The organism is Pseudomonas sp. B21-017, from assembly GCF_024749245.1.
GTDB lineage: Bacteria > Pseudomonadota > Gammaproteobacteria > Pseudomonadales > Pseudomonadaceae > Aquipseudomonas.
Genome location: NZ_CP087194.1, coordinates 1,476,152 through 1,493,192, shown reverse-complemented (window position 1 = coordinate 1,493,192; position 17,041 = coordinate 1,476,152). Strand labels below are relative to the sequence as shown.

Sequence of the window (17,041 nt, the reverse complement as noted above, 5' to 3'; positions counted from 1 at the left end):
GCATCAACATTCCCTGTCTTATTTATAAAATTAATGGCACCAGCATTAGGCGCCATGATTTAGCCACCATTTGTGCACAAACACGAAAAAAGAGCAAGTAGTCATTTGAATAGGGATCCCATATCACCACTTTTACTCCAAGACCTCGTAACTCATTCAAAGGCAAGTTTTTAATTTCTAAGCGAAATCACGCTGGACTACCTTTGATTCCTGCGCTGAATTGCCGTTGATCATTCGCTCTACCACTTCTGCTATTTGATGAGCAAGAAGCGGAGGAACGGCATTCCCAACTTGGTGAAATTGTTGAGTTCTATTCCCTAGGAAAAAATAATTATCAGGAAAGGTTTGAAGTCGCGCAGCCTCACGCACCGTCAGACTTCTACACTGATTAGGATCATAATGAATAAAATAATGTCCATCCTTGGAAATATGGCTAGTTATAGTCGAAGAGGTTTGATCTCTCACCTGCACTCTGAACCGATCACTAAACTTCCCTGTTTCCCAATTTTTATGATCTGGGGCGAGACCAGGCAGATTGAACTCTTTATGTCCTTTAGGGGAGGCTTTGTGTGCGTCTGCGTAAATAGATGCGTACACATATCGTTTAAGATCAGAAGTCATGTGACTGCGAGCCTCATGATTCAACCAAACGTTTAGATCCTTATCGTTAAACCATTTCTCAAACACCGGATCTTCGAACTGCTTAGCCCCCCCTATCTCTTTGCTTAATCGCAATGCTCCATTACTATATCTAGCACCAGAAAATGAATCCCTTACTATTTTAATTTTCTTTTCTAGGAGAAGATCGTCCCCTTTAGCTACAAGTGAACGATATAGGTCATTTAGGTGAGATAATATCTCAGCACACCATAGATCAGCAGTATCACCTCCCCTAGATAAAGTACTCCTCAACTTTGGCAGTCCTTTAATCATCTGACCGACCGAAGGGCTACTCTTAGCTACTAGTTTAAATCCATTGAGTTGGCCCGCAAACTCTTCAGACACGCCAACGAGTATCACTCTATGTCTATTTTGAGGAATACCATACTCCTCGGACCTAATAACAAAGTTACTTAAATTCAGCGAAAGCGGATCGGTGCCGCTTTCGTAAACATCCTCACTAACCAGTGAACAAATTTTATACTTCGGCTTGTTAGATCCTGCAATACCCAATGCAGAATCAGGGTCAGCCAAATCCCTGAGAATCTGGGGAAATATTTGTTCACCTCCTACTTGAGATGACAAAATCCCTTTTACATTTTCCATCACAAATATTGCGGGACGCTTGCTCTGGATAATCCGCAAATATTCACGATATAAAAAATGCCGTTGATCGTCCTCTGCTTTATATTCAGAATTCCCTTTATTCCGAGCACGACCGACGATTGAATAGGCTTGGCAAGGAGGCCCTCCGATCAGAACCCAAGGGCGACTAGTATCGAGTTTTTTTTCAAGGATGTAGTCCAGTTCTGCGTTACCTTCTGGACTCCCTAAACGAATTTGTCGAGCTTCATTATCGGCCTCAATCCATTGATCATGACTTCTATCGGACCAAGGCTGTCTAACTTCAGACGACTCACAATAATTGTAGTAGTCATTTAACGCCTCTGGATTTCTCTCCTTCAAAGCCCTGTAGAACGCTCTAAGCCGCAATGTCGACCTAGCATGAGGATCCATTTCTGCGGAAACTATTACTTGAAAGCTACTTCCCTCATTGAGGGAAGAAAAACCCTCGCCTAACCCGCCCGGCCCAGCAAAAAGGTCGACGACCTGCAAAGGTTGTTTAATATTCATATGATGATTCTGCAAAGGAGTGGTCAAGATGGATGTCGTGGATAAAGTGACACGTTCGAGAATGATGTCTGGTATTCGTGGAAAAAACACGCAGCCTGAACTCAAAGTTCGATGTTTTTTGCACGCCCTTGGCTATCGGTTCCGCCTTCATAGAAAAGACCTTCCTGGAAAGCCAGATATTGTACTGCCGAAATTGATGACCTGTATATTTGTACATGGCTGCTTCTGGCATCGACATCCAGGTTGCCAATATTCCACATGGCCTTCAACCCGTTCTGAATTTTGGAATGAGAAATTCAAAAAAAATATTGATCGGGATGCAAAACATCAGGCGGCCCTTGAGGCTATGGGTTGGATCGTATTAATCGTCTGGGAGTGCGAGCTAAAAGGTGCCGGATCTGCTTTGTCCCATCTCTCGGACAGGCTAGAGGCTATCAGCAAAACAAAACGCCCAACGATCACCAGAAAAAAAGCTCAGCTTGACCCATCCTCTGGTTAATTCTAACCTTCGTACGAGCCTAAGAAACTCGCAAACCAGAGCGGTCCTCCGCACCCGACAGTCATGCGGCTTTTTTTCGTCTGCGGTTTCTCTACGCCTGCGAGAAAATCCCCGTTATGTCGGGAGTGGGCGAATACAAGACCCGAAAGGGGAATATGTCCGGCCCGTCTCTGGTGGGTTTCTTAGCTCCCGACACCCATAACGAATGCCCTAAGAAAGCAGCCAGAGGTAAAGGAAATGCCTGAATACCCATCCTTCACGATGAAGGTAAATTGCCGTACTCGCAGATCGAATCCCGTGCTTCCACTTCAGGAGGTACGCCATGTCTGAACCGCTCATATCCACCCTTTTCACTCGTCACAACATTCACCTTCACGCCCTTCTCGTGGAGAACCAGGCTTGGTTCTGCGCTCATGACCTAGGGCGTTTGATGGGCAAGTACCTCGATGAACGTATGTCTCGCAAGCTCGATGCTGATCAGCGGCAGATGATGTTTGTCTACGCCCACGGCGCTGCGGAAGAACGCTTGATGGTGAGCGAGTCCGGTGTGTATGCGTTGCTGGTTTATCACTACTGCCCGGAGTATCGGTTGCTACGCGAGTGGCTGACGCATCAGGTGGTGCCTGCGCTGCGTGATGCCCGACCATCGCGAGCAGTCGAGCGTCCGACGTTGAGTGTTCTGGATTGGCCTCAGATGTCGCTCAGCATGCTGCACTGGCAGGATGAACCCTGGATTCGGTTGCGGGATATGCCTTGTGTGTTGGCAGATGGTCCGTTTAATCGGCGTGAGTCCTGGTGGCGGAAGGCTTCCAGGGTGTTGCGTGGGTTCTGATTGTTTGTCGTGACATAAAAATCCGCTGTTTGAGAGATCAAGCAGCGGATTTTGTTATGTGGCATCTTCATTGGCGCGTTCGGCCTGACCTGCCGCGTTTACCGGTTTTGGGGCCGCTTCGCGACCCAACGGGAGCAAGCTCCCTCGCCACAGTCTGGTGGTGGACTTGGTCGCTGTGGTGTTTTTGAGAATCGCGGGTAAGCAACTCCCACAGGATTGCTGTGTTACCGCAGATTTTGCGGTGAGTTGAAAACAGTCAGTGCAACCCGCCCCGCCTCCCGCTATTAATACCCTTCCCCTCTCAAGGACCCGAGCCCGCCATGAAATTCGACCTCGCCTACTGCCTCAGCCTCGACGACAAGCTGTCGATCTATGACGTGCGCGATTTGAATTTCGACGAAACCATGGAATTCGACTCCGCCAAGGAGCATTTCCAGTGCCCCAACGATGCCTGCCGTTTGGCGTTTGATGCGGCCAACGTGCTGGGAACGTTCAACGCCAAGAATGTGAATTACGTGCGCACGCCGCACTTCAAGAACATGCCCAGCACGCGGCATGTGGCGGATTGTCCTTATGTCAGTCTGAAGACGCCGGCATCGGGCCTGGAGACGGACGGGGCGGAGTCGGATGACGGTCGGGAGGAGCATTTTCCGTCGGAGTTGTTGCTGACTCGGCGTGAGTATGTGCGTAAGCCTGCGAGCCCGGCGGTGGCAGCGGATGTTTTGCGCGATGCCCCAACACTCACTTCAGCGAGCAGTAACGTCGAGCAGCCAAGCCGGGAGTCGGCGCCGGACAAGACCAGTGTCTTCGCCCATCCCGTTGAGTGTTTTGTGTCGAACTTCGCGGACAAGGAGCTGCTCAAGCGCATGCCGCTGAAGATTGGCGAGCACACGGCGCCTTATGGGTCGTTCTTCAAGAAGATCGAGTACCTGCAGGACAACAAGGGGCTGATTTACTGGGGCAAGATCAAGGAGATCAAGGATTACACCCAGAGCTTTCGCATCGATTTCGAACAGAAGGTCTGGTTCAAGCAAGCGGACGGGGCGAAGAAGAAGCCTTATTCGGTGAACGTTTACCTGAGCAAGAAGCTGATCGACAACTACCGCAAGCGCAAGGCGTTTCTGGAAGAGATCAAGCACGCCGTCGACAGTGACGCCGAGTTGTATTGCTTCTTTTATGGCGTGACGCCGGAGTTGAAGCAGGTGCCGAGCAAGAAAAACCCCGAACAGACGTTCGGGGTGTTCAGTGCCAACATCGAGAACCTGGATCACTTCATTATTCGGGAAGCGCCGGGGTTGGCAGCAGGCTAAGGATTAGTTGCGAGGCAGTTCGAGTTTGACCGCGCCGGGATGTTGCTTGACCACGGCGTATGGCAGCACTGACCAGCCAGGATCATCGCAATTACGTTGTACGCGGGCGAAGTACGGTCCCAGGTACAGGCCTTTTGCGGTGAAGTGCCAGTTGGAATAACCCCAAACGCTTTCGTCGGTGTAGTCGCAGCTGTCCTCGTCCGCCGGCTTCTGCATTTCCTCGGGGTACAGCGCGGTGAATTGCTTGATCAGCCATGGTACGAACACTTCGCGCTGATAGGTGAATCGTGCCTTGCTCTCTTCCTCGGTCAACGATGTATCGCTCGCGCCGTCGCGGTCGGCGTGCAGCAGCGGCTTGCCGTTACCCACCCACAGCACGTCTTCCAGCGACAGGCTATGGCCGGTGTGAACGTCGAGGTTGATCGGCGAATTGCCAAAGTCCGGGTGAGCGCCGCCGCAGCTGTAGCTGGTGGAGATGTTCAGGCTGACCACATCGGGCGACAGGAATTGGGGGGCGACGCCTTGGTCGAATTCGGCATATTCCCCACCTCCCAGCAAGCAGCCGTGGTAGTTGATGACTTCGCTCCAGAGCCGCTCCAACAATTGCTGATTGATCCGCTGCTGGTCAGCTTTCGGGTAGCCGGACTCGATGCTGAACATGGAGAGACCGGACGCGGGCTCCGTCCACCATTGCAGGTCGTAGCCCATGAAGGACTCTTTCTTGCCTGGTTTGAGTTTCAAGCCTTGCAGACGCAGATACTCGTAGGGGTCGCTTTTCGGCAGCGCGGCGATGAAGGGCAAGGCGTCTGCTGCCGGTGCCGGGAGCTTGGCCTCGGTCAACAGCACTTTCAGGACTTTACCCTTGGGGCTTTTCCATTCGCCTTGCCAGCCGTTGGCCGTTTCTTGCAACTTCAGGATTGCCAGGGGTTTGTCTTCGCTGTAGCGGCTGTCGCCTTCGGTTAGCGTCAGGGTCTCTTCTTGCAGCGAGCCGCTCAGCCCCAGGTCGCGATGGTATTTCTCATAGAAGTAGCGGCCGGTGACTTCGTCCGGCTGGTTGGTGTTGAGCTCCAGCACGATCGGCATCTTGCCCAAGGTGCCGGTGAACACTCGTCTCCCGTCCTCGGCATGAGCAGTGGAACACAGCATGAGTAACAGCGTGGCGACTGGCGCCAGGCGTAACAATCCTTTGAACATTGATCGATCCCTGAATGAGTCGGAAGCCGCGCCGGGCAGGTTGCATGCGGCGCAGATTGAACGGGGGACGGATTATGGCGAGGTTGCAGGGGAGAATCGAGCCTCACACGCCCCACTTCGTCGCCATGCTGAGCATCACCACTACCAGCAAACCAATATAAACCCGCGCATGCACCCGATCCGGTATCCGCCCGATCCACGGCGTGGCCAGCCGAATCCCCACCAGCGACCCAACCGTCAGCAGCGCAAACGCCAGCACGTCCACATAGCCGACAAACCACGCCCCCAGATCAAACTCGGTAAACCCCGCCATCGCCATATAGGTCAGCGTTCCGGCCACCGCAACCGGAAGACTCAATGGATTAGCCATGGATGTGGCTTGCGACATGCTGAGGCCACAGCGTCTTAGCAACGGCACGGTCATGACGCTACCGCCCACCCCAAGAAACGTGGCGATAGCGCCAATTCCCACACCGCCGCCAGACACTTCTGCCCCGCCCAATCGCCGTGGGATTTCGATGTAGGACTGTGTAAGAAAACCGCGTCTGAACAAGCAGTCCAGAATGGTCACGCCCAGGTAAACGATGAAGGCAGAACGGATCAGCTCACCACTCGCCCACGTCGCGGCCGCAGCTCCGACGATCGCGCCCAAGCCGATGAACCCGCCCAACGGCCACAGGTAATGGCGAATGAGATTGCCCGCGTGGTGATGTTTTCTGGTGGCGATTAGCGCATTGACGATCATCACGCAGGTCGAGGTGGCTACGGCAATGTGCATCGCCGCTTGGCCGATGGGGTCGTCGATGCCGTGGCTGGCCGTGAGCATGCGGTACAGCAAGGGCACGACGACAAATCCGCCGCCGAAGCCGAATAGCACAGCGGTGACGCCGGTCATGCAGCCGAAGAGTGCCAGCAAGAGGTAGAAGAACATCGCGCATCGTCCGTGGGTTGAGAGTGGCCGACGATAGAGCGACGGGGCTTGGCCTGCTTCAGCAAGTCAGCCAATAATATTTGCGTTTACGCCAACCGCTGGGTGCCGCTCGATGCGCAATGTTTCAATTGATCTGCTGGACGACACGCCACGGCCGGTGGTGGCCATCGGCACGGATTACCCCGACGGTCATCGGTTGCCGCGCCATACCCATCGGCGGGCGCAGTTGTTGTATGGCGCCACGGGGGTGATGCAGGTGAGCACGCTCGACGGCAATTGGGTGGTGCCGCCGCAGCGGGCGGTGTGGATTCCGCCAGGGGTGGCGCATGAGGTGTTGATGCTGGGGGTGAGCACTCGCAGTGTGTATATCGAACCGGGGGCGGTTGATCTGGGCAGCCGCTGCCAGGTGATCAGTGTTTCGCCGTTGCTGCGGCATTTGTTGATGGAGGCGGTGGAGGTTGCGCTGGAGTACGACGAGGCCGGGCGCGATGGGGCGCTGATCGACTTGTTGCTGCATGAACTGGCGCGCAGTGCTCACCTGCCATTGCACATTCCGTTGCCTGTGGATTCGCGGTTGCTCGGGTTGTGTCAGAGGTTTCTCCGGCAACCGAACGCTCACCAATCGCCGCAGCAATGGGCCGATGAGTTGCATATCAGCCTGCGTACGTTCAATCGTCTGTTCCGCCAACAAACCGGGCTGAGTTTCAGCCAATGGCGGCAGCGGGCCTGCGTGGTGCTGGCCTTGGCGCGGCTGGCGGTGGACACACCGGTGACGCGCATTGCCCTGGATTTTGGTTATGAAAGTCCGGCGGCGTTTTCGACCATGTTTCGTCGCGTGTTGGGGCAGGCGCCGTCCGTTTGGTTGGAGGGGGTGAAATGACCCCGTAGGAGCGAAGCTTGCCCGCGAAGAATGCACCGCGGTTTCCAGGGATTACGCATCATCGTTCTTCGTGGGCAAGTCGGATCGCCGCACCGCTCGCGTCTACAGGTTCTGCACCAGGCGGATGATTGTCTTGACTGGCTTGTTCTGACAGCAATTCAAAGCTCTGCTCCTTCACATCCTGGGAATCCAGGCCGATTTGCACCCGGAACTCACCCGGCTCGGCGACGTATTCCAGTTGGGCATTGAAGAACTTCAAGTCGTTCTCGTTAATGCTGAAGTGGACTGCTCTCTCCTCTCCGGCCTTGAGCATGATTTTTTGAAAGTTCTTCAGTTCTTTGACCGGCCGGGCGACGGAGGCAACGACATCGCGGATATACAGCTGAACCACCGTTTCGCCGTCACGCTGGCCGGTATTTTTCACCATGATGCTGGCGACGAGGTTGTCGGTCTTGTTCAGTGTGGTCGAAGACAGGGCCATGTCGGTCAGGCTGAAATCGGTATAGCTCAGCCCATAGCCGAAGGGGTAAAGCGGCCCATAGGATTGATCGAAATATTGCGACGTGTAGTTGCGAAGCGCACCCGGCAGATACGGACGGCCGGTGTTCAGGTGGCTGTAGTAATTGGGGATCTGCCCCACGGAACGTGGAAAGGTGATGGGTAATTTGCCGGACGGGTTGTAGTCACCGAACAATACATCCGCAACGGCGTTGCCTCCCTCGGTACCGCTGTACCAGGTTTCCAGAATCGCATCGGCCTGTTTCTGCTCCTTGCCGATCGACAACGGCCGACCGTTCATCAATACCAGTACCAGCGGCTTGCCGGTGGCTTTCAGGGCGGTGATCAATTCACTCTGGCGCCCCGGCAGATCGAGGCTGGTTCGACTGGCCGCTTCATGGGACATGCTGCGGGGCTCGCCCACCACGGCGATGACAACATCGGCTTGCTGTGCAACCTTGACTGCTTCGTCAATCATTTCTTCTGCCGGGCGAGGGTCGTTGGCGATTTCAGACACGCCCTGGTATTCCAGGTATTTAACAACCTCCTGATCCTCCTCGAGATTGGCGCCTCGGGCATAGATCAGCGAGCCCTGGCTCATCGCGCTTTTCAGCCCGTCGTAGATCGTCACCGATTGCGCGGGCACACCACTTGCAGACCAACTGCCCATGATGTCGACGGTACTTTTTGCCAACGGGCCGATGAGCGCGATCGTGCTCTCTTTTTTCAGCGGCAAGAGCCCGTTTTCATTCTTCAACAGCACCAGTGTCTTGCGTGCCACTTCACGGGCCTGCGCTCTGTGCAGATGGTTTTCGGCGTTGTTATCAGCAGCGCTTTCACTGGCAGCGCCGAGGCGCCGGTAAGGGTCCTCGAATAGCCCCATGTCGTACTTGGCACCCAGTACTTCCCGCACCGCGTCATCAATATCGCTCTGGGAAATGGCGCCAGACTCAAGCAGCCCTGGCAACTCCGGCCCATAGGAGGAGTCGTTCATGCTCATATCAATGCCGGCCCTGATGGCGAGCCTGGCCGCGTCGCGAGGATTCCTCGCAACACCGTGCTGAACCAGATCGGTGACCCCGTTATGGTCGCTGATGACCAGTCCCTTGAAGCCCCACGCTTTGCGGAGCAGGTCCTGCATCAACCATTTATTGGCCGCCGCCGGTACACCATTTATCGAGTTAAGCGCCGCCATGACGGCTCCCGCGCCACCCTCGATTGCCGAACGATAAGGTGGCAGGTAGTCCTGGTACATTCGGGTCAGGCCCATGTCGACGCTGTTGTAGTCGCGCCCCCCCTCGACAGCCCCATACAACGCAAAGTGCTTGGCGCTGGACATGATGCTGTCGGGCGCGTTCAGGCTTTGTCCCTGGTAGGCCTGGACCATCACTCTGGCAATGCGCGAAACCAGATAGGTGTCTTCACCGAAGCCTTCGGATGTGCGCCCCCAGCGAGGATCACGGGCGACATCGATCATCGGGGCGAAGGTCATATCGATACCGTCCGCACTGGCTTCTTTCGCCGCCGTTCGACCGCTCAACTCGATGGCGTCCATATCCCAACTGGAGGCCAGGGCCAGGCCAATGGGGAAAATGGTTCGATGACCGTGTATCACGTCCCAACCGAAAAACATCGGTATCTTCAGGCGGCTTTGTTGAGCCGCGTCCTGCATGGGGCGGTTTACATAACGGCTCACAGAGCCATACGTCCCCCCGATTCGCCCGGCAGTGATCTCCTGGCAGATTTTTTCGGGCGTCATCTTTTCATCGATAGCGATCAGCCGCAGTTGGCCGACTTTTTCGTCGAGGGTCATCTGATTGATGAGGTTGGTGACAAAGGCATCTTTGTCTGGCGATGCCGTATCGGCCAGGACCGGCAGAGTTGTAAAGCTGATCAGGGCACATAGCAGACGTAGTCTTTTCATGATTCCCTTCCCCGCGTAACGCTGTGGCGCACTGCCTTTGAAACGCCACCTTTCCGGCATTGAAGATCAGAAGGCTGACGTTCAATCATTTGGAGCTTTCAGGAAACCGCCTAGAGACAGCGTAGTCGGTCCAACGCCCCTGCCTGAGCGAAAAAAGAGAATCGATCAAAAAATGAGTTTGATCCGGGCGCAAAACAACTGTACAAAAACACAGTACATTTTCGAATCGCCACGCTCGATCCCCGGAGAAAACCATGGCCTCTCTTGCAATGAAAATCACCCTGGAACGCATCGCCCTCTTCCAGTTCACCCCCGCCCACTGCGCCCAGGCCCGAGCGATGCTGGGTTGGAGTGTGGAAGAGTTGTCCGAGGAATCCGGGGTTTCCGTTGACGCCATCCAGCGATTCGAGGCGCAGCGTAATGTGCTGGATGTCACGCGGCTGGCGTTGGCGTATCGGTTTGAATCGCAAGGCCTGGTGTTCTTCCCGGGGTTTGCACCGGGCCGAGGGATGAATGTGAAAGGGTCCACACCGAACCCGGTGGGGCGGGCGGATTATGCGATGGTTGAGTGAGGTTGCAGCAGATGCGGGCCAAAGCCGAACACGTTATGAAAATAGGCATGCTCCTCGAAACCGGTCGGCTGAGTCAGGCTGAGGCGGCCCATAGGCTTGGATTGTCTGAGGAGGAACTGAACGAAATACTCCGTGGAGAATTTTGCGATCTGACCGTGGCAAAAATCTCGGAATATACAAAGCCGTTACTGGACGAACGCAGCTGAAAAGTCCGGGGCGCTTGCACCGCAAGCGCCCCGGCAGCACAACATCAAGCGTTCTGCACGGTCGCCTGATCGCTTACATCTTCCACACCCAACCACCACGCGCCACCACGCTGCGGATACATCACGTTGAACGCCTCGCCCATTTGCGGCGTGGTGATCGACACGTTCCGTTCCCAGGCCAGCGCCAGAATACGGTCGAAAGGTTCGTACCAGGCGTGCATCGACAGGTCGAAGGTGCCGTTGTGGATCGGCAGCAACCAGCGCCCTTTAAGGTCGATGTGCGCTTGCAGGGTTTGCTCGGGCTGCATGTGCACGTGAGGCCACTCGACGTTGTAGGCGCCGGTTTCCATAAGGGTCAGGTCGAATGGGCCGTACTGCTCGCCGATGCTTTTGAAGCCGTCGAAGTAGCCGCTGTCGCCACTGAAGAAGATCCGCGTGTCGCCGTCGATCATCACCCACGATGCCCACAGGGTGCTGTTACCGTCGAACAGTCCGCGACCGGAAAAGTGCTGCGAAGGTGTGGCTACGAATTGAAGGCCATCGACCTCGGTGCCCTGCCACCAATCCAGTTGGCGCACTTTGCTGGCGTCGATGCCCCACTTGATCAGGGTGTCCCCCACGCCCAGGGGCGTGAGGAAGTAGCGGGTCTTGTCCGCCAGTTTGAGTACGGCCTGATAATCGAGGTGGTCGTAGTGATCGTGGGACAGGATCACCGCTTCAATCGGCGGCAGGTCTTCGAGGCTGATCGGCGGCTGGTGGAAACGCTTGGGGCCGGCCCATTGCACGGGCGAGGCGCGTTCGGCGAAGACCGGGTCGGTGATCCAGAACTTGTCCTGCAGCTTGAGCAGAAGCGTGGAATGGCCCAGGCGATAGACGCTGTGGTTAGGCGCGGCAATCAACGCCGCCTGGGTCAGGGTTTGCACCGGAACGGGGGCCGACGGCCGGGTGTCGTGCGGTTTGTTGAAGATGAAGTTCCACAGGATGCGCAAGGTTTTGCGAAAGCCTTCGCGCTGCACCGGCACATGGTTTCGGTACTGCCCTTGAGCCTGTCGGGACGCTTCAGGCGTTGAAGCGTTGTTCGCTGGGGAAGTTGAAGTGTCCATGACTGAATGACTCCAGAAAAACCGCACAATCGACGATTTTCCGCTTGGGACGATAAATGGCCAAGGCATGCACGCATCAGCCGAAGATTCAATTTCTCACGGTGCAGGATTAACACAACATTACACTGCACAGTGTAGTTTCTAGGTTGCATCAAAGCCGATCACAAGTAAACTACCAAGTGTAATTCTCCACTTTTTCCTGCCGAAGCGTACTTATGACAGCTCCACAGCGCCTCACCGACCGAAAACGCGAAGCCATCATCCAGGCAGCGATTGCCGAATTCCGTACCCACGGTTTCGACATCACCAGCATGGACAAGATCGCCGCCACCGCCGGCGTGTCGAAGCGCACGGTGTACAACCACTTCCCGAGCAAGGAAGAGTTGTTTGCCGAAATCCTCAATCAGTTATGGACCCGAGTAACGGCCGAACAGGAAACGGCCTACCGCCACGACCTGCCCCTGCGCGATCAGCTGCGCCTGATGTTGCAGGCGAAATTGCAGATGCTGGCCGATGACAATTTTCTCGACCTGGCGCGTGTGGCGATTGCCGCCACCATCCACTCTCCCGAGCGTGCGCAGAACATGGTTGCCCGAATGGGTGAGCGCGAAGAAAGTTTGACCGTGTGGATTCGTGCCGCCCAGGCCGATGGCCGCTTGAAACAGGTCGCGCCTGAGTTCGCTGCGCAACAGATCCACGGGTTGCTCAAGTCCTTTGCCTTCTGGCCGCAGATTTCCATGGGCCAAACGGGCCTGTCGCCCGAGATGCAGCACACAGTGGTGGAATCTGCGCTGGACATGTTCCTGGCGTGCTATGAGTGCTGAACCGAGCTGCAAAAAATGACAACGTCCGCCACTTTATCGCTGTTCGATCGCTCTGAATAAAAACACCGAAATGTGTTTCTGAATGAGACTGGCGCTGGAGCTATAGTGAGCCTCAGTCCCATCCCCTCTTCAGAGAGCATCATGAGCACTCCGACCCACGAAACCGAAACCGAAATCACCGGCCCCGTCGATCACCTGCGCTTCCATCGCCCTCACGCGCACCTGGCACCTACTTTCGGTACCGACCGTTTTGCCCTGCGCGCCGAGGCTTTTGCGCGGTTCTTTGGCACGCCGACCTTCCTTGGCGCCCAGACCTTGGTGGTGGTGATCTGGATTTGCCTGAACCTGTCCGGCGTAACCCAATTCGATGTGTACCCCTTCATCCTGCTCAACCTGGCGTTCAGCCTGCAAGCGGCCTACGCCGCGCCGCTGATTCTGCTGGCCCAGACGCGTCAGGCGGCGCGGGACAAAGCCCAGTCCGAAGCCGATGCGCGACATCGTGAAGCCTTGGCCATCGCCAACAGTGAACGTCAGGCCCAAGCCGCGCGGAACACTGCGCAACTGAAGGAGTTGCTGGAGCAAAACACCCGGCTCACCGAAATCACCAAGACCCTGACTGAGCGCATCGAAAGCCTGACCTCGGAAATGCATCAACACTTCATCAGCAAGGAGCCACCGAAGGTTTGATCCGGAGCGCCCGCCCCAACTCGTCGAACAACGTCACCACCGAGCGCAACGCGCGGCAGTCCGGGCGGGTCAGCAGCCACAGCGCGGTGTCGTAACCGTGCAGGGGCTCGGTCAACGGTTGCAGTTCTTCACCGATCAAAAAGTCCGGCAACGCCGCGATGCCCAGTCCGGCCCGCACCAACTCGGTCACCGACAACATGCTGTTGCAGCGATAACCGGGTGTAACGCCAGGCAACTGCTGGCGCCGCCAGGCGACGGTGGGGTGATCGGGAAGAAAGTCGTCCGGGGCGATCCAGGTCAATGAGGCCAGGTCGTGGGATTCGACCGATTGCAGATAGGCCGCGCTGGCACAGACCCGGTAGGAAATGTCTGCCAATCGCCGGCCAACCAGATGCTCGGGCGGGGTACGGGTCAACCGCAAGGCGATGTCGGCGTCGCGGCGGCTGAGGTTGGCGAAGTCGTTGGAGGTGCAGAGTTCAATAGTCAGTGCCGGGTAAGACGGCATGAACCGCGCCAGTGCCGGTAACAGCAGACTTTGCAGGACCGAATCGGTGCAGGTCAGGCGCACGGTGCCGCTGATGATTTCTCCGCCCTGCTCCACGCCAAGGCGCGCCGCCTCCAGTGCTTGTTCGGCGCGTTCAGCCTGCTCGGCCAGGGTCTGAGCCAACGTGGTAGGCAGGTAACCGGTGCGGCTCTTTTCGAACAGTTGCTGGCCCAGCGCGGCTTCGAGTCGACGGACCGCGCGAAACACCGTCGAAACGTCGACCTTCAACAACGCCGAAGCCCGGGCCAGAGAGCCGCCGCGCACCAAAGCGAGGATCAGCGACAGGTCGGGATAGTCCAGCTGATAGTGCATCGATGCATTGATCACTTGGGATAACGCCAATATTGATTGCGTGAACGCCAATCTATAGTCGGTGCCAGAAATCAACAAGCGTCGAGATCACTCATGGAAACCAACGCCATCCGCATTGCCCTGATCGGTGACTACGATCCACACGTCACCGCCCATCAAGCCATCCCCGTCGCCCTCGGCATGGCCGCCGAACACACCGGCATGAACCTGCAGTTTGAATGGCTGGCCACCGACCGCATCACCGCCGATACGCCACTGGATGACTTCGATGGTTTCTGGTGCGTACCCGCCAGCCCTTATCGCGACATGGATGGCGCGCTACGGGCGATCCGCTTTGCCCGGGAACTACAACGGCCGTTCCTCGGCACGTGCGGCGGTTTTCAGCACGCGGTACTGGAGTTCGCCCGCAACATGTTGGGTTGGGAAGATGCCGAACACGGCGAGACTTCGCCCGACGCGACGCGGGCGTTGCTCACGCCGCTGACCTGTGCGCTGGTGGAAGCCGTCGACAGCATTCATTTGGTTGAAGGCTCATTGATCGCCAAGGCGTACGAAAATGCGGAGATTCGTGAAGGCTATCACTGCCGTTACGGTGTGAATCCCGAGTTTGAACGGCAGCTACTGACGCGACAGTTGCACGCGGTTGGCCACGATTCGGCGGGGGATCCGCGGGCAGTGGAGCTGAAGGATCATCCATTCTTTGTCGCAACGCTGTTCCAACCGGAACGCGCCGCGCTCAAGGGCCTGCTGCCGCCATTGGTCAAGGCGTTGATCGAGGCCTGTGCGAGGAAAAATTCATGATCGCCCAGACACCTGCAGCACCTTACTACGCAGTGATTTTCACCTCGCTGCGCACCGAAGGCGACCAGGGTTACGAACAGGCCGCCGAACGCATGGTGGAACTGGCCCGTGAGCAACCCGGCTTCCTGGGCGTGGAATCGGCCCGGGGCGCGGATGGGCTCGGGATTACGGTGTCCTACTGGGCCAGCGAAGCGGCGATCCTGGCCTGGAAGCATCACCCCGAGCACAGCGCGATTCGTGAACGCGGGCGATCGACCTGGTATTCGGCGTGTCATACGCGGGTGTGCAAGGTTGAGCGGGCCTATGCGTTCAAACAGTAAATGATGCAGTGTTCTGGCGTCTTCGCGGGCTTGTCCGCGAAGACGCCAGAACAGCCACCGCAAAACCCTCACCCCCGCACCAAACTCCTCACCGCCGTAATCTGCGGCACGTCCTGTCGATTCATGTACACCCGCAACGGTTCGGTGATGTTGATCCGGTCGTCGATGTTCTGGTCCAGCAGCAACTGAATCAGTTCGCGCTTGAGCGTCATGGTCTGCTCGGGGCCGGGTGCCCAGACGAATTCGCTGGCGGGGATGATGCCGTCGTCAGCCACGTCCATGCCGAAAGCGTCTTCACTGAAGCGCACGATGTACTGGCCGGTTTTGCGATTGAGGCCGACGAAGCCTTTGAGTTGGTCGGCGGCCTGGCAAATGAGCTGGGAAGTGATGCGCATGGTAAACCTCACAAAAGGTCGCAAAGGACCGGTGATCGATGGTTTACACGCAGGGCAAGTGAACGGGTTTCCCTCTGCCGGGGAAACTGCAGGTGTGAAGATTACTGCAAAGAGCCGCACAAAAGCGTCGAAGAAATCTTCTTTAAACACGTTTATGTCGGTCTGGTGATAGCACAAGCGGCGCTCAGTTGTTAAAAGATACGTCTTTGAAAACTCATCGCAAAAGGACTTCGACCATGCCTGTCTCCTTCACCAAAAGCGCCCTGCTGCTGAGCCTGATGCTCGGCCTCGGCCAGGCACAGGCCACCAGCGAGCCAAGCCCCAGCGCACTGGCAACCCGCCTGGGCATTCCGCACCCGGCGGTGATCGCCCACCGTGGCGCCTCTTTTGATGCACCGGAATCCACCGCCGCAGCCTACAAACTGGCTCGCGACCTGGGTGCCGACTACCTGGAAATGGACCTGCAACGCAGCAAGGATGGTGTGCTGTTCGCCCTGCACGACAACAACCTGCAACGCACCACCGACGTCGCTACCAAATTCCCTGAGCGCAAGGACAGCCCGGCCAACGAATTCACCATCGCCGAACTGAAAACCCTGGATGCCGGCAGCTGGTTCAACACGGCGTACCCGGATCGCGCGCGTCCTGGCTACGTGGGTCTGAAGATCCTGACCCTGGACGAAATCATCGACATCGCCCAAGGCAATCCACTGCACAAGCCTGGCCTGTACATCGAAACCAAGGAGCCAAAGCAGTTTCCCGGCATCGAACGCGATCTCAAGGATAAATTGCAGGACCGTGGCTGGCTGAGCCCGACGGGTTCCAAACTGGCAAAAAGTAATCTGGCGGTCGGCCAGGGGAAAGGCAAAGTCGTGCTGCAAACCTTCGAGAAGAGCAGCCTCGAACTCCTCGAGAAGGAGATGCCGCAAGTGCCGAAAATCCTGCTGTTGTGGGTCGGCGAAGGCAGCATCGAGCCGAAATCCAAAGTGACGTTCGCTGAGTCCGGAGACAAGGACAAGGCGACTTACTACGCCAAACAGGAACCGAAGGACAAAGCCGAATTCCAGCAATGGGTCGAGTACGCCAAGGCCCAGGGCGCTATCGGCACCGGGCCTTCTGCCGCGCTGACCAAGGGCGGCGATCAGAGCTATTCGGACCTGGTGAAACCGTGGATGAACCAGTTCACCCACGATCAGGGCATGCTGGTGCACGTCTACACCATCGACGATGCCGTGGATTATCAGAAAGTGATGGATGCCGGTGTCGATGGCATCTTCACCAATCGCGCCAGCGAACTGCTGAAGTTCTATAAGCGCCCGGCGGCGGCGAGCGTTGCGCAGTTGTTGCAGAACAACGGGTACTGATTGGCGCCAGGCGCTGCACCGCGTCGTCCCCATCGCGGGCAAGCCACGCTC

General features: G+C 56.7%; 18 protein-coding genes. 11 read left to right on the top strand and 7 right to left on the bottom strand.

What is annotated here, in order from left to right; translation table 11 throughout:
- Nucleotides 1-177 precede the first annotated feature (177 nt).
- Nucleotides 178-1,794 (bottom strand): DNA cytosine methyltransferase, encoded by a 1,617-nt coding sequence (locus tag LOY28_RS06585; protein WP_258613243.1) that lies wholly within the window; start codon nucleotides 1,792-1,794, stop codon nucleotides 178-180.
- A 28-nt stretch (nucleotides 1,795-1,822) separates the two neighbouring features.
- On the opposite strand from LOY28_RS06585, the gene LOY28_RS06580 reads away from it, so the two are divergent.
- The 3 genes from LOY28_RS06580 to LOY28_RS06570 all read left to right on the top strand — a co-directional run bounded on the left by LOY28_RS06580 (nucleotide 1,823) and on the right by LOY28_RS06570 (nucleotide 4,435).
- Entirely contained in the window at nucleotides 1,823-2,293 is a 471-nt protein-coding gene (locus LOY28_RS06580; RefSeq protein WP_258613242.1) for a very short patch repair endonuclease, read from the top strand.
- Between the two features lie 322 nt (nucleotides 2,294-2,615).
- Nucleotides 2,616-3,125 (top strand): Bro-N domain-containing protein, encoded by a 510-nt coding sequence (locus LOY28_RS06575; RefSeq protein ID WP_258613241.1) that lies wholly within the window; start codon nucleotides 2,616-2,618, stop codon nucleotides 3,123-3,125.
- A 320-nt stretch (nucleotides 3,126-3,445) separates the two neighbouring features.
- On the top strand, nucleotides 3,446-4,435 hold the full coding sequence (locus LOY28_RS06570) for a hypothetical protein (protein WP_258613240.1): 990 nt from the start codon (nucleotides 3,446-3,448) through the stop codon (nucleotides 4,433-4,435).
- 3 nt (nucleotides 4,436-4,438) lie between these two features.
- Here the strand turns inward: LOY28_RS06570 and LOY28_RS06565 are convergent, their stop codons facing one another.
- Together LOY28_RS06565 and LOY28_RS06560 are read right to left on the bottom strand one after the other, a co-directional pair.
- A complete protein-coding gene (locus LOY28_RS06565; protein ID WP_258613239.1) occupies nucleotides 4,439-5,629 on the bottom strand; it encodes a hypothetical protein in 1,191 nt (396 codons plus the stop codon).
- A gap of 103 nt (nucleotides 5,630-5,732) precedes the next feature.
- Nucleotides 5,733-6,560: a sulfite exporter TauE/SafE family protein gene (locus tag LOY28_RS06560; RefSeq protein ID WP_258613238.1), complete on the bottom strand. Its 828-nt coding sequence runs from the start codon at nucleotides 6,558-6,560 to the stop codon at nucleotides 5,733-5,735.
- Between the two features lie 112 nt (nucleotides 6,561-6,672).
- Here LOY28_RS06560 and LOY28_RS06555 point away from each other — a divergent pair, with 112 nt between their 5' ends.
- Complete coding sequence (locus LOY28_RS06555) at nucleotides 6,673-7,440, top strand: helix-turn-helix domain-containing protein (protein WP_258613237.1); 768 nt, start codon at nucleotides 6,673-6,675, stop codon at nucleotides 7,438-7,440.
- A gap of 58 nt (nucleotides 7,441-7,498) precedes the next feature.
- On the opposite strand, the gene bglX is transcribed toward LOY28_RS06555, so the two are convergent.
- Nucleotides 7,499-9,862, bottom strand: a complete 2,364-nt coding sequence (gene bglX / locus LOY28_RS06550) for a beta-glucosidase BglX (protein ID WP_258613236.1) — start codon at nucleotides 9,860-9,862, stop codon at nucleotides 7,499-7,501.
- Nucleotides 9,863-10,116: 254 nt separating this feature from the next.
- On the opposite strand from bglX, the gene LOY28_RS06545 reads away from it, so the two are divergent.
- Nucleotides 10,117-10,434 (top strand): helix-turn-helix domain-containing protein, encoded by a 318-nt coding sequence (locus LOY28_RS06545; RefSeq protein WP_018926408.1) that lies wholly within the window; start codon nucleotides 10,117-10,119, stop codon nucleotides 10,432-10,434.
- A gap of 11 nt (nucleotides 10,435-10,445) precedes the next feature.
- Nucleotides 10,446-10,640: an XRE family transcriptional regulator gene (locus LOY28_RS06540; RefSeq protein ID WP_138866939.1), complete on the top strand. Its 195-nt coding sequence runs from the start codon at nucleotides 10,446-10,448 to the stop codon at nucleotides 10,638-10,640.
- 44 nt (nucleotides 10,641-10,684) lie between these two features.
- On the opposite strand, the gene LOY28_RS06535 is transcribed toward LOY28_RS06540, so the two are convergent.
- Nucleotides 10,685-11,743, bottom strand: a complete 1,059-nt coding sequence (locus tag LOY28_RS06535) for an MBL fold metallo-hydrolase (RefSeq protein ID WP_111454790.1) — start codon at nucleotides 11,741-11,743, stop codon at nucleotides 10,685-10,687.
- A gap of 215 nt (nucleotides 11,744-11,958) precedes the next feature.
- On the opposite strand from LOY28_RS06535, the gene LOY28_RS06530 reads away from it, so the two are divergent.
- A complete protein-coding gene (locus LOY28_RS06530) occupies nucleotides 11,959-12,567 on the top strand; it encodes a TetR/AcrR family transcriptional regulator (RefSeq protein WP_018926411.1) in 609 nt (202 codons plus the stop codon).
- A 141-nt stretch (nucleotides 12,568-12,708) separates the two neighbouring features.
- Nucleotides 12,709-13,254 carry a DUF1003 domain-containing protein gene (locus LOY28_RS06525; RefSeq protein ID WP_018926412.1) on the top strand — a complete coding sequence of 182 codons (546 nt, stop codon included), beginning with the start codon at nucleotides 12,709-12,711 and terminating at the stop codon, nucleotides 13,252-13,254.
- Here LOY28_RS06525 and LOY28_RS06520 read toward each other — a convergent pair.
- Nucleotides 13,229-14,188: a LysR family transcriptional regulator gene (locus LOY28_RS06520; protein ID WP_258613235.1), complete on the bottom strand. Its 960-nt coding sequence runs from the start codon at nucleotides 14,186-14,188 to the stop codon at nucleotides 13,229-13,231. The two genes, LOY28_RS06525 and LOY28_RS06520, sit on opposite strands and share 26 nt — an antisense overlap.
- Before the next feature lie 15 nt (nucleotides 14,189-14,203).
- Here LOY28_RS06520 and LOY28_RS06515 point away from each other — a divergent pair, with 15 nt between their 5' ends.
- Both LOY28_RS06515 and LOY28_RS06510 read left to right on the top strand, forming a co-directional pair.
- Nucleotides 14,204-14,911, top strand: coding sequence for a CTP synthase (locus tag LOY28_RS06515; protein ID WP_258613234.1), 708 nt, complete (start codon nucleotides 14,204-14,206; stop codon nucleotides 14,909-14,911).
- Nucleotides 14,908-15,231 (top strand): antibiotic biosynthesis monooxygenase, encoded by a 324-nt coding sequence (locus LOY28_RS06510; protein WP_258613233.1) that lies wholly within the window; start codon nucleotides 14,908-14,910, stop codon nucleotides 15,229-15,231. The genes LOY28_RS06515 and LOY28_RS06510 overlap by 4 nt, the downstream gene beginning before the upstream one ends.
- Before the next feature lie 68 nt (nucleotides 15,232-15,299).
- On the opposite strand, the gene LOY28_RS06505 is transcribed toward LOY28_RS06510, so the two are convergent.
- Nucleotides 15,300-15,626: a DUF2025 family protein gene (locus LOY28_RS06505; RefSeq protein WP_064616425.1), complete on the bottom strand. Its 327-nt coding sequence runs from the start codon at nucleotides 15,624-15,626 to the stop codon at nucleotides 15,300-15,302.
- A 236-nt stretch (nucleotides 15,627-15,862) separates the two neighbouring features.
- On the opposite strand from LOY28_RS06505, the gene LOY28_RS06500 reads away from it, so the two are divergent.
- Complete coding sequence (locus LOY28_RS06500) at nucleotides 15,863-16,990, top strand: glycerophosphodiester phosphodiesterase (RefSeq protein ID WP_018926417.1); 1,128 nt, start codon at nucleotides 15,863-15,865, stop codon at nucleotides 16,988-16,990.
- The last annotated feature ends 51 nt before the right edge of the window (nucleotides 16,991-17,041 follow it).

Excerpts from the sequence above, each read along its gene's own strand:
- LOY28_RS06530 (WP_018926411.1), top strand. The coding sequence starts at position 11,959 with ATGACAGCTCCACAGCGCCTCACCGACCGAAAACGCGAAGCCATCATC.
- LOY28_RS06510 (WP_258613233.1), top strand. The coding sequence starts at position 14,908 with ATGATCGCCCAGACACCTGCAGCACCTTACTACGCAGTGATTTTCACC.
- LOY28_RS06535 (WP_111454790.1), bottom strand. The coding sequence starts at position 11,743 with ATGGACACTTCAACTTCCCCAGCGAACAACGCTTCAACGCCTGAAGCG.
- LOY28_RS06555 (WP_258613237.1), top strand. The coding sequence starts at position 6,673 with ATGCGCAATGTTTCAATTGATCTGCTGGACGACACGCCACGGCCGGTG.
- LOY28_RS06580 (WP_258613242.1), top strand. The coding sequence starts at position 1,823 with ATGGATGTCGTGGATAAAGTGACACGTTCGAGAATGATGTCTGGTATT.
- LOY28_RS06575 (WP_258613241.1), top strand. The coding sequence starts at position 2,616 with ATGTCTGAACCGCTCATATCCACCCTTTTCACTCGTCACAACATTCAC.
- LOY28_RS06500 (WP_018926417.1), top strand. The coding sequence starts at position 15,863 with ATGCCTGTCTCCTTCACCAAAAGCGCCCTGCTGCTGAGCCTGATGCTC.
- LOY28_RS06560 (WP_258613238.1), bottom strand. The coding sequence starts at position 6,560 with ATGTTCTTCTACCTCTTGCTGGCACTCTTCGGCTGCATGACCGGCGTC.
- LOY28_RS06515 (WP_258613234.1), top strand. The coding sequence starts at position 14,204 with ATGGAAACCAACGCCATCCGCATTGCCCTGATCGGTGACTACGATCCA.
- LOY28_RS06565 (WP_258613239.1), bottom strand. The coding sequence starts at position 5,629 with ATGTTCAAAGGATTGTTACGCCTGGCGCCAGTCGCCACGCTGTTACTC.
- LOY28_RS06525 (WP_018926412.1), top strand. The coding sequence starts at position 12,709 with ATGAGCACTCCGACCCACGAAACCGAAACCGAAATCACCGGCCCCGTC.
- LOY28_RS06585 (WP_258613243.1), bottom strand. The coding sequence starts at position 1,794 with ATGAATATTAAACAACCTTTGCAGGTCGTCGACCTTTTTGCTGGGCCG.
- LOY28_RS06505 (WP_064616425.1), bottom strand. The coding sequence starts at position 15,626 with ATGCGCATCACTTCCCAGCTCATTTGCCAGGCCGCCGACCAACTCAAA.
- LOY28_RS06545 (WP_018926408.1), top strand. The coding sequence starts at position 10,117 with ATGGCCTCTCTTGCAATGAAAATCACCCTGGAACGCATCGCCCTCTTC.
- LOY28_RS06540 (WP_138866939.1), top strand. The coding sequence starts at position 10,446 with ATGCGGGCCAAAGCCGAACACGTTATGAAAATAGGCATGCTCCTCGAA.
- bglX (WP_258613236.1), bottom strand. The coding sequence starts at position 9,862 with ATGAAAAGACTACGTCTGCTATGTGCCCTGATCAGCTTTACAACTCTG.
- LOY28_RS06570 (WP_258613240.1), top strand. The coding sequence starts at position 3,446 with ATGAAATTCGACCTCGCCTACTGCCTCAGCCTCGACGACAAGCTGTCG.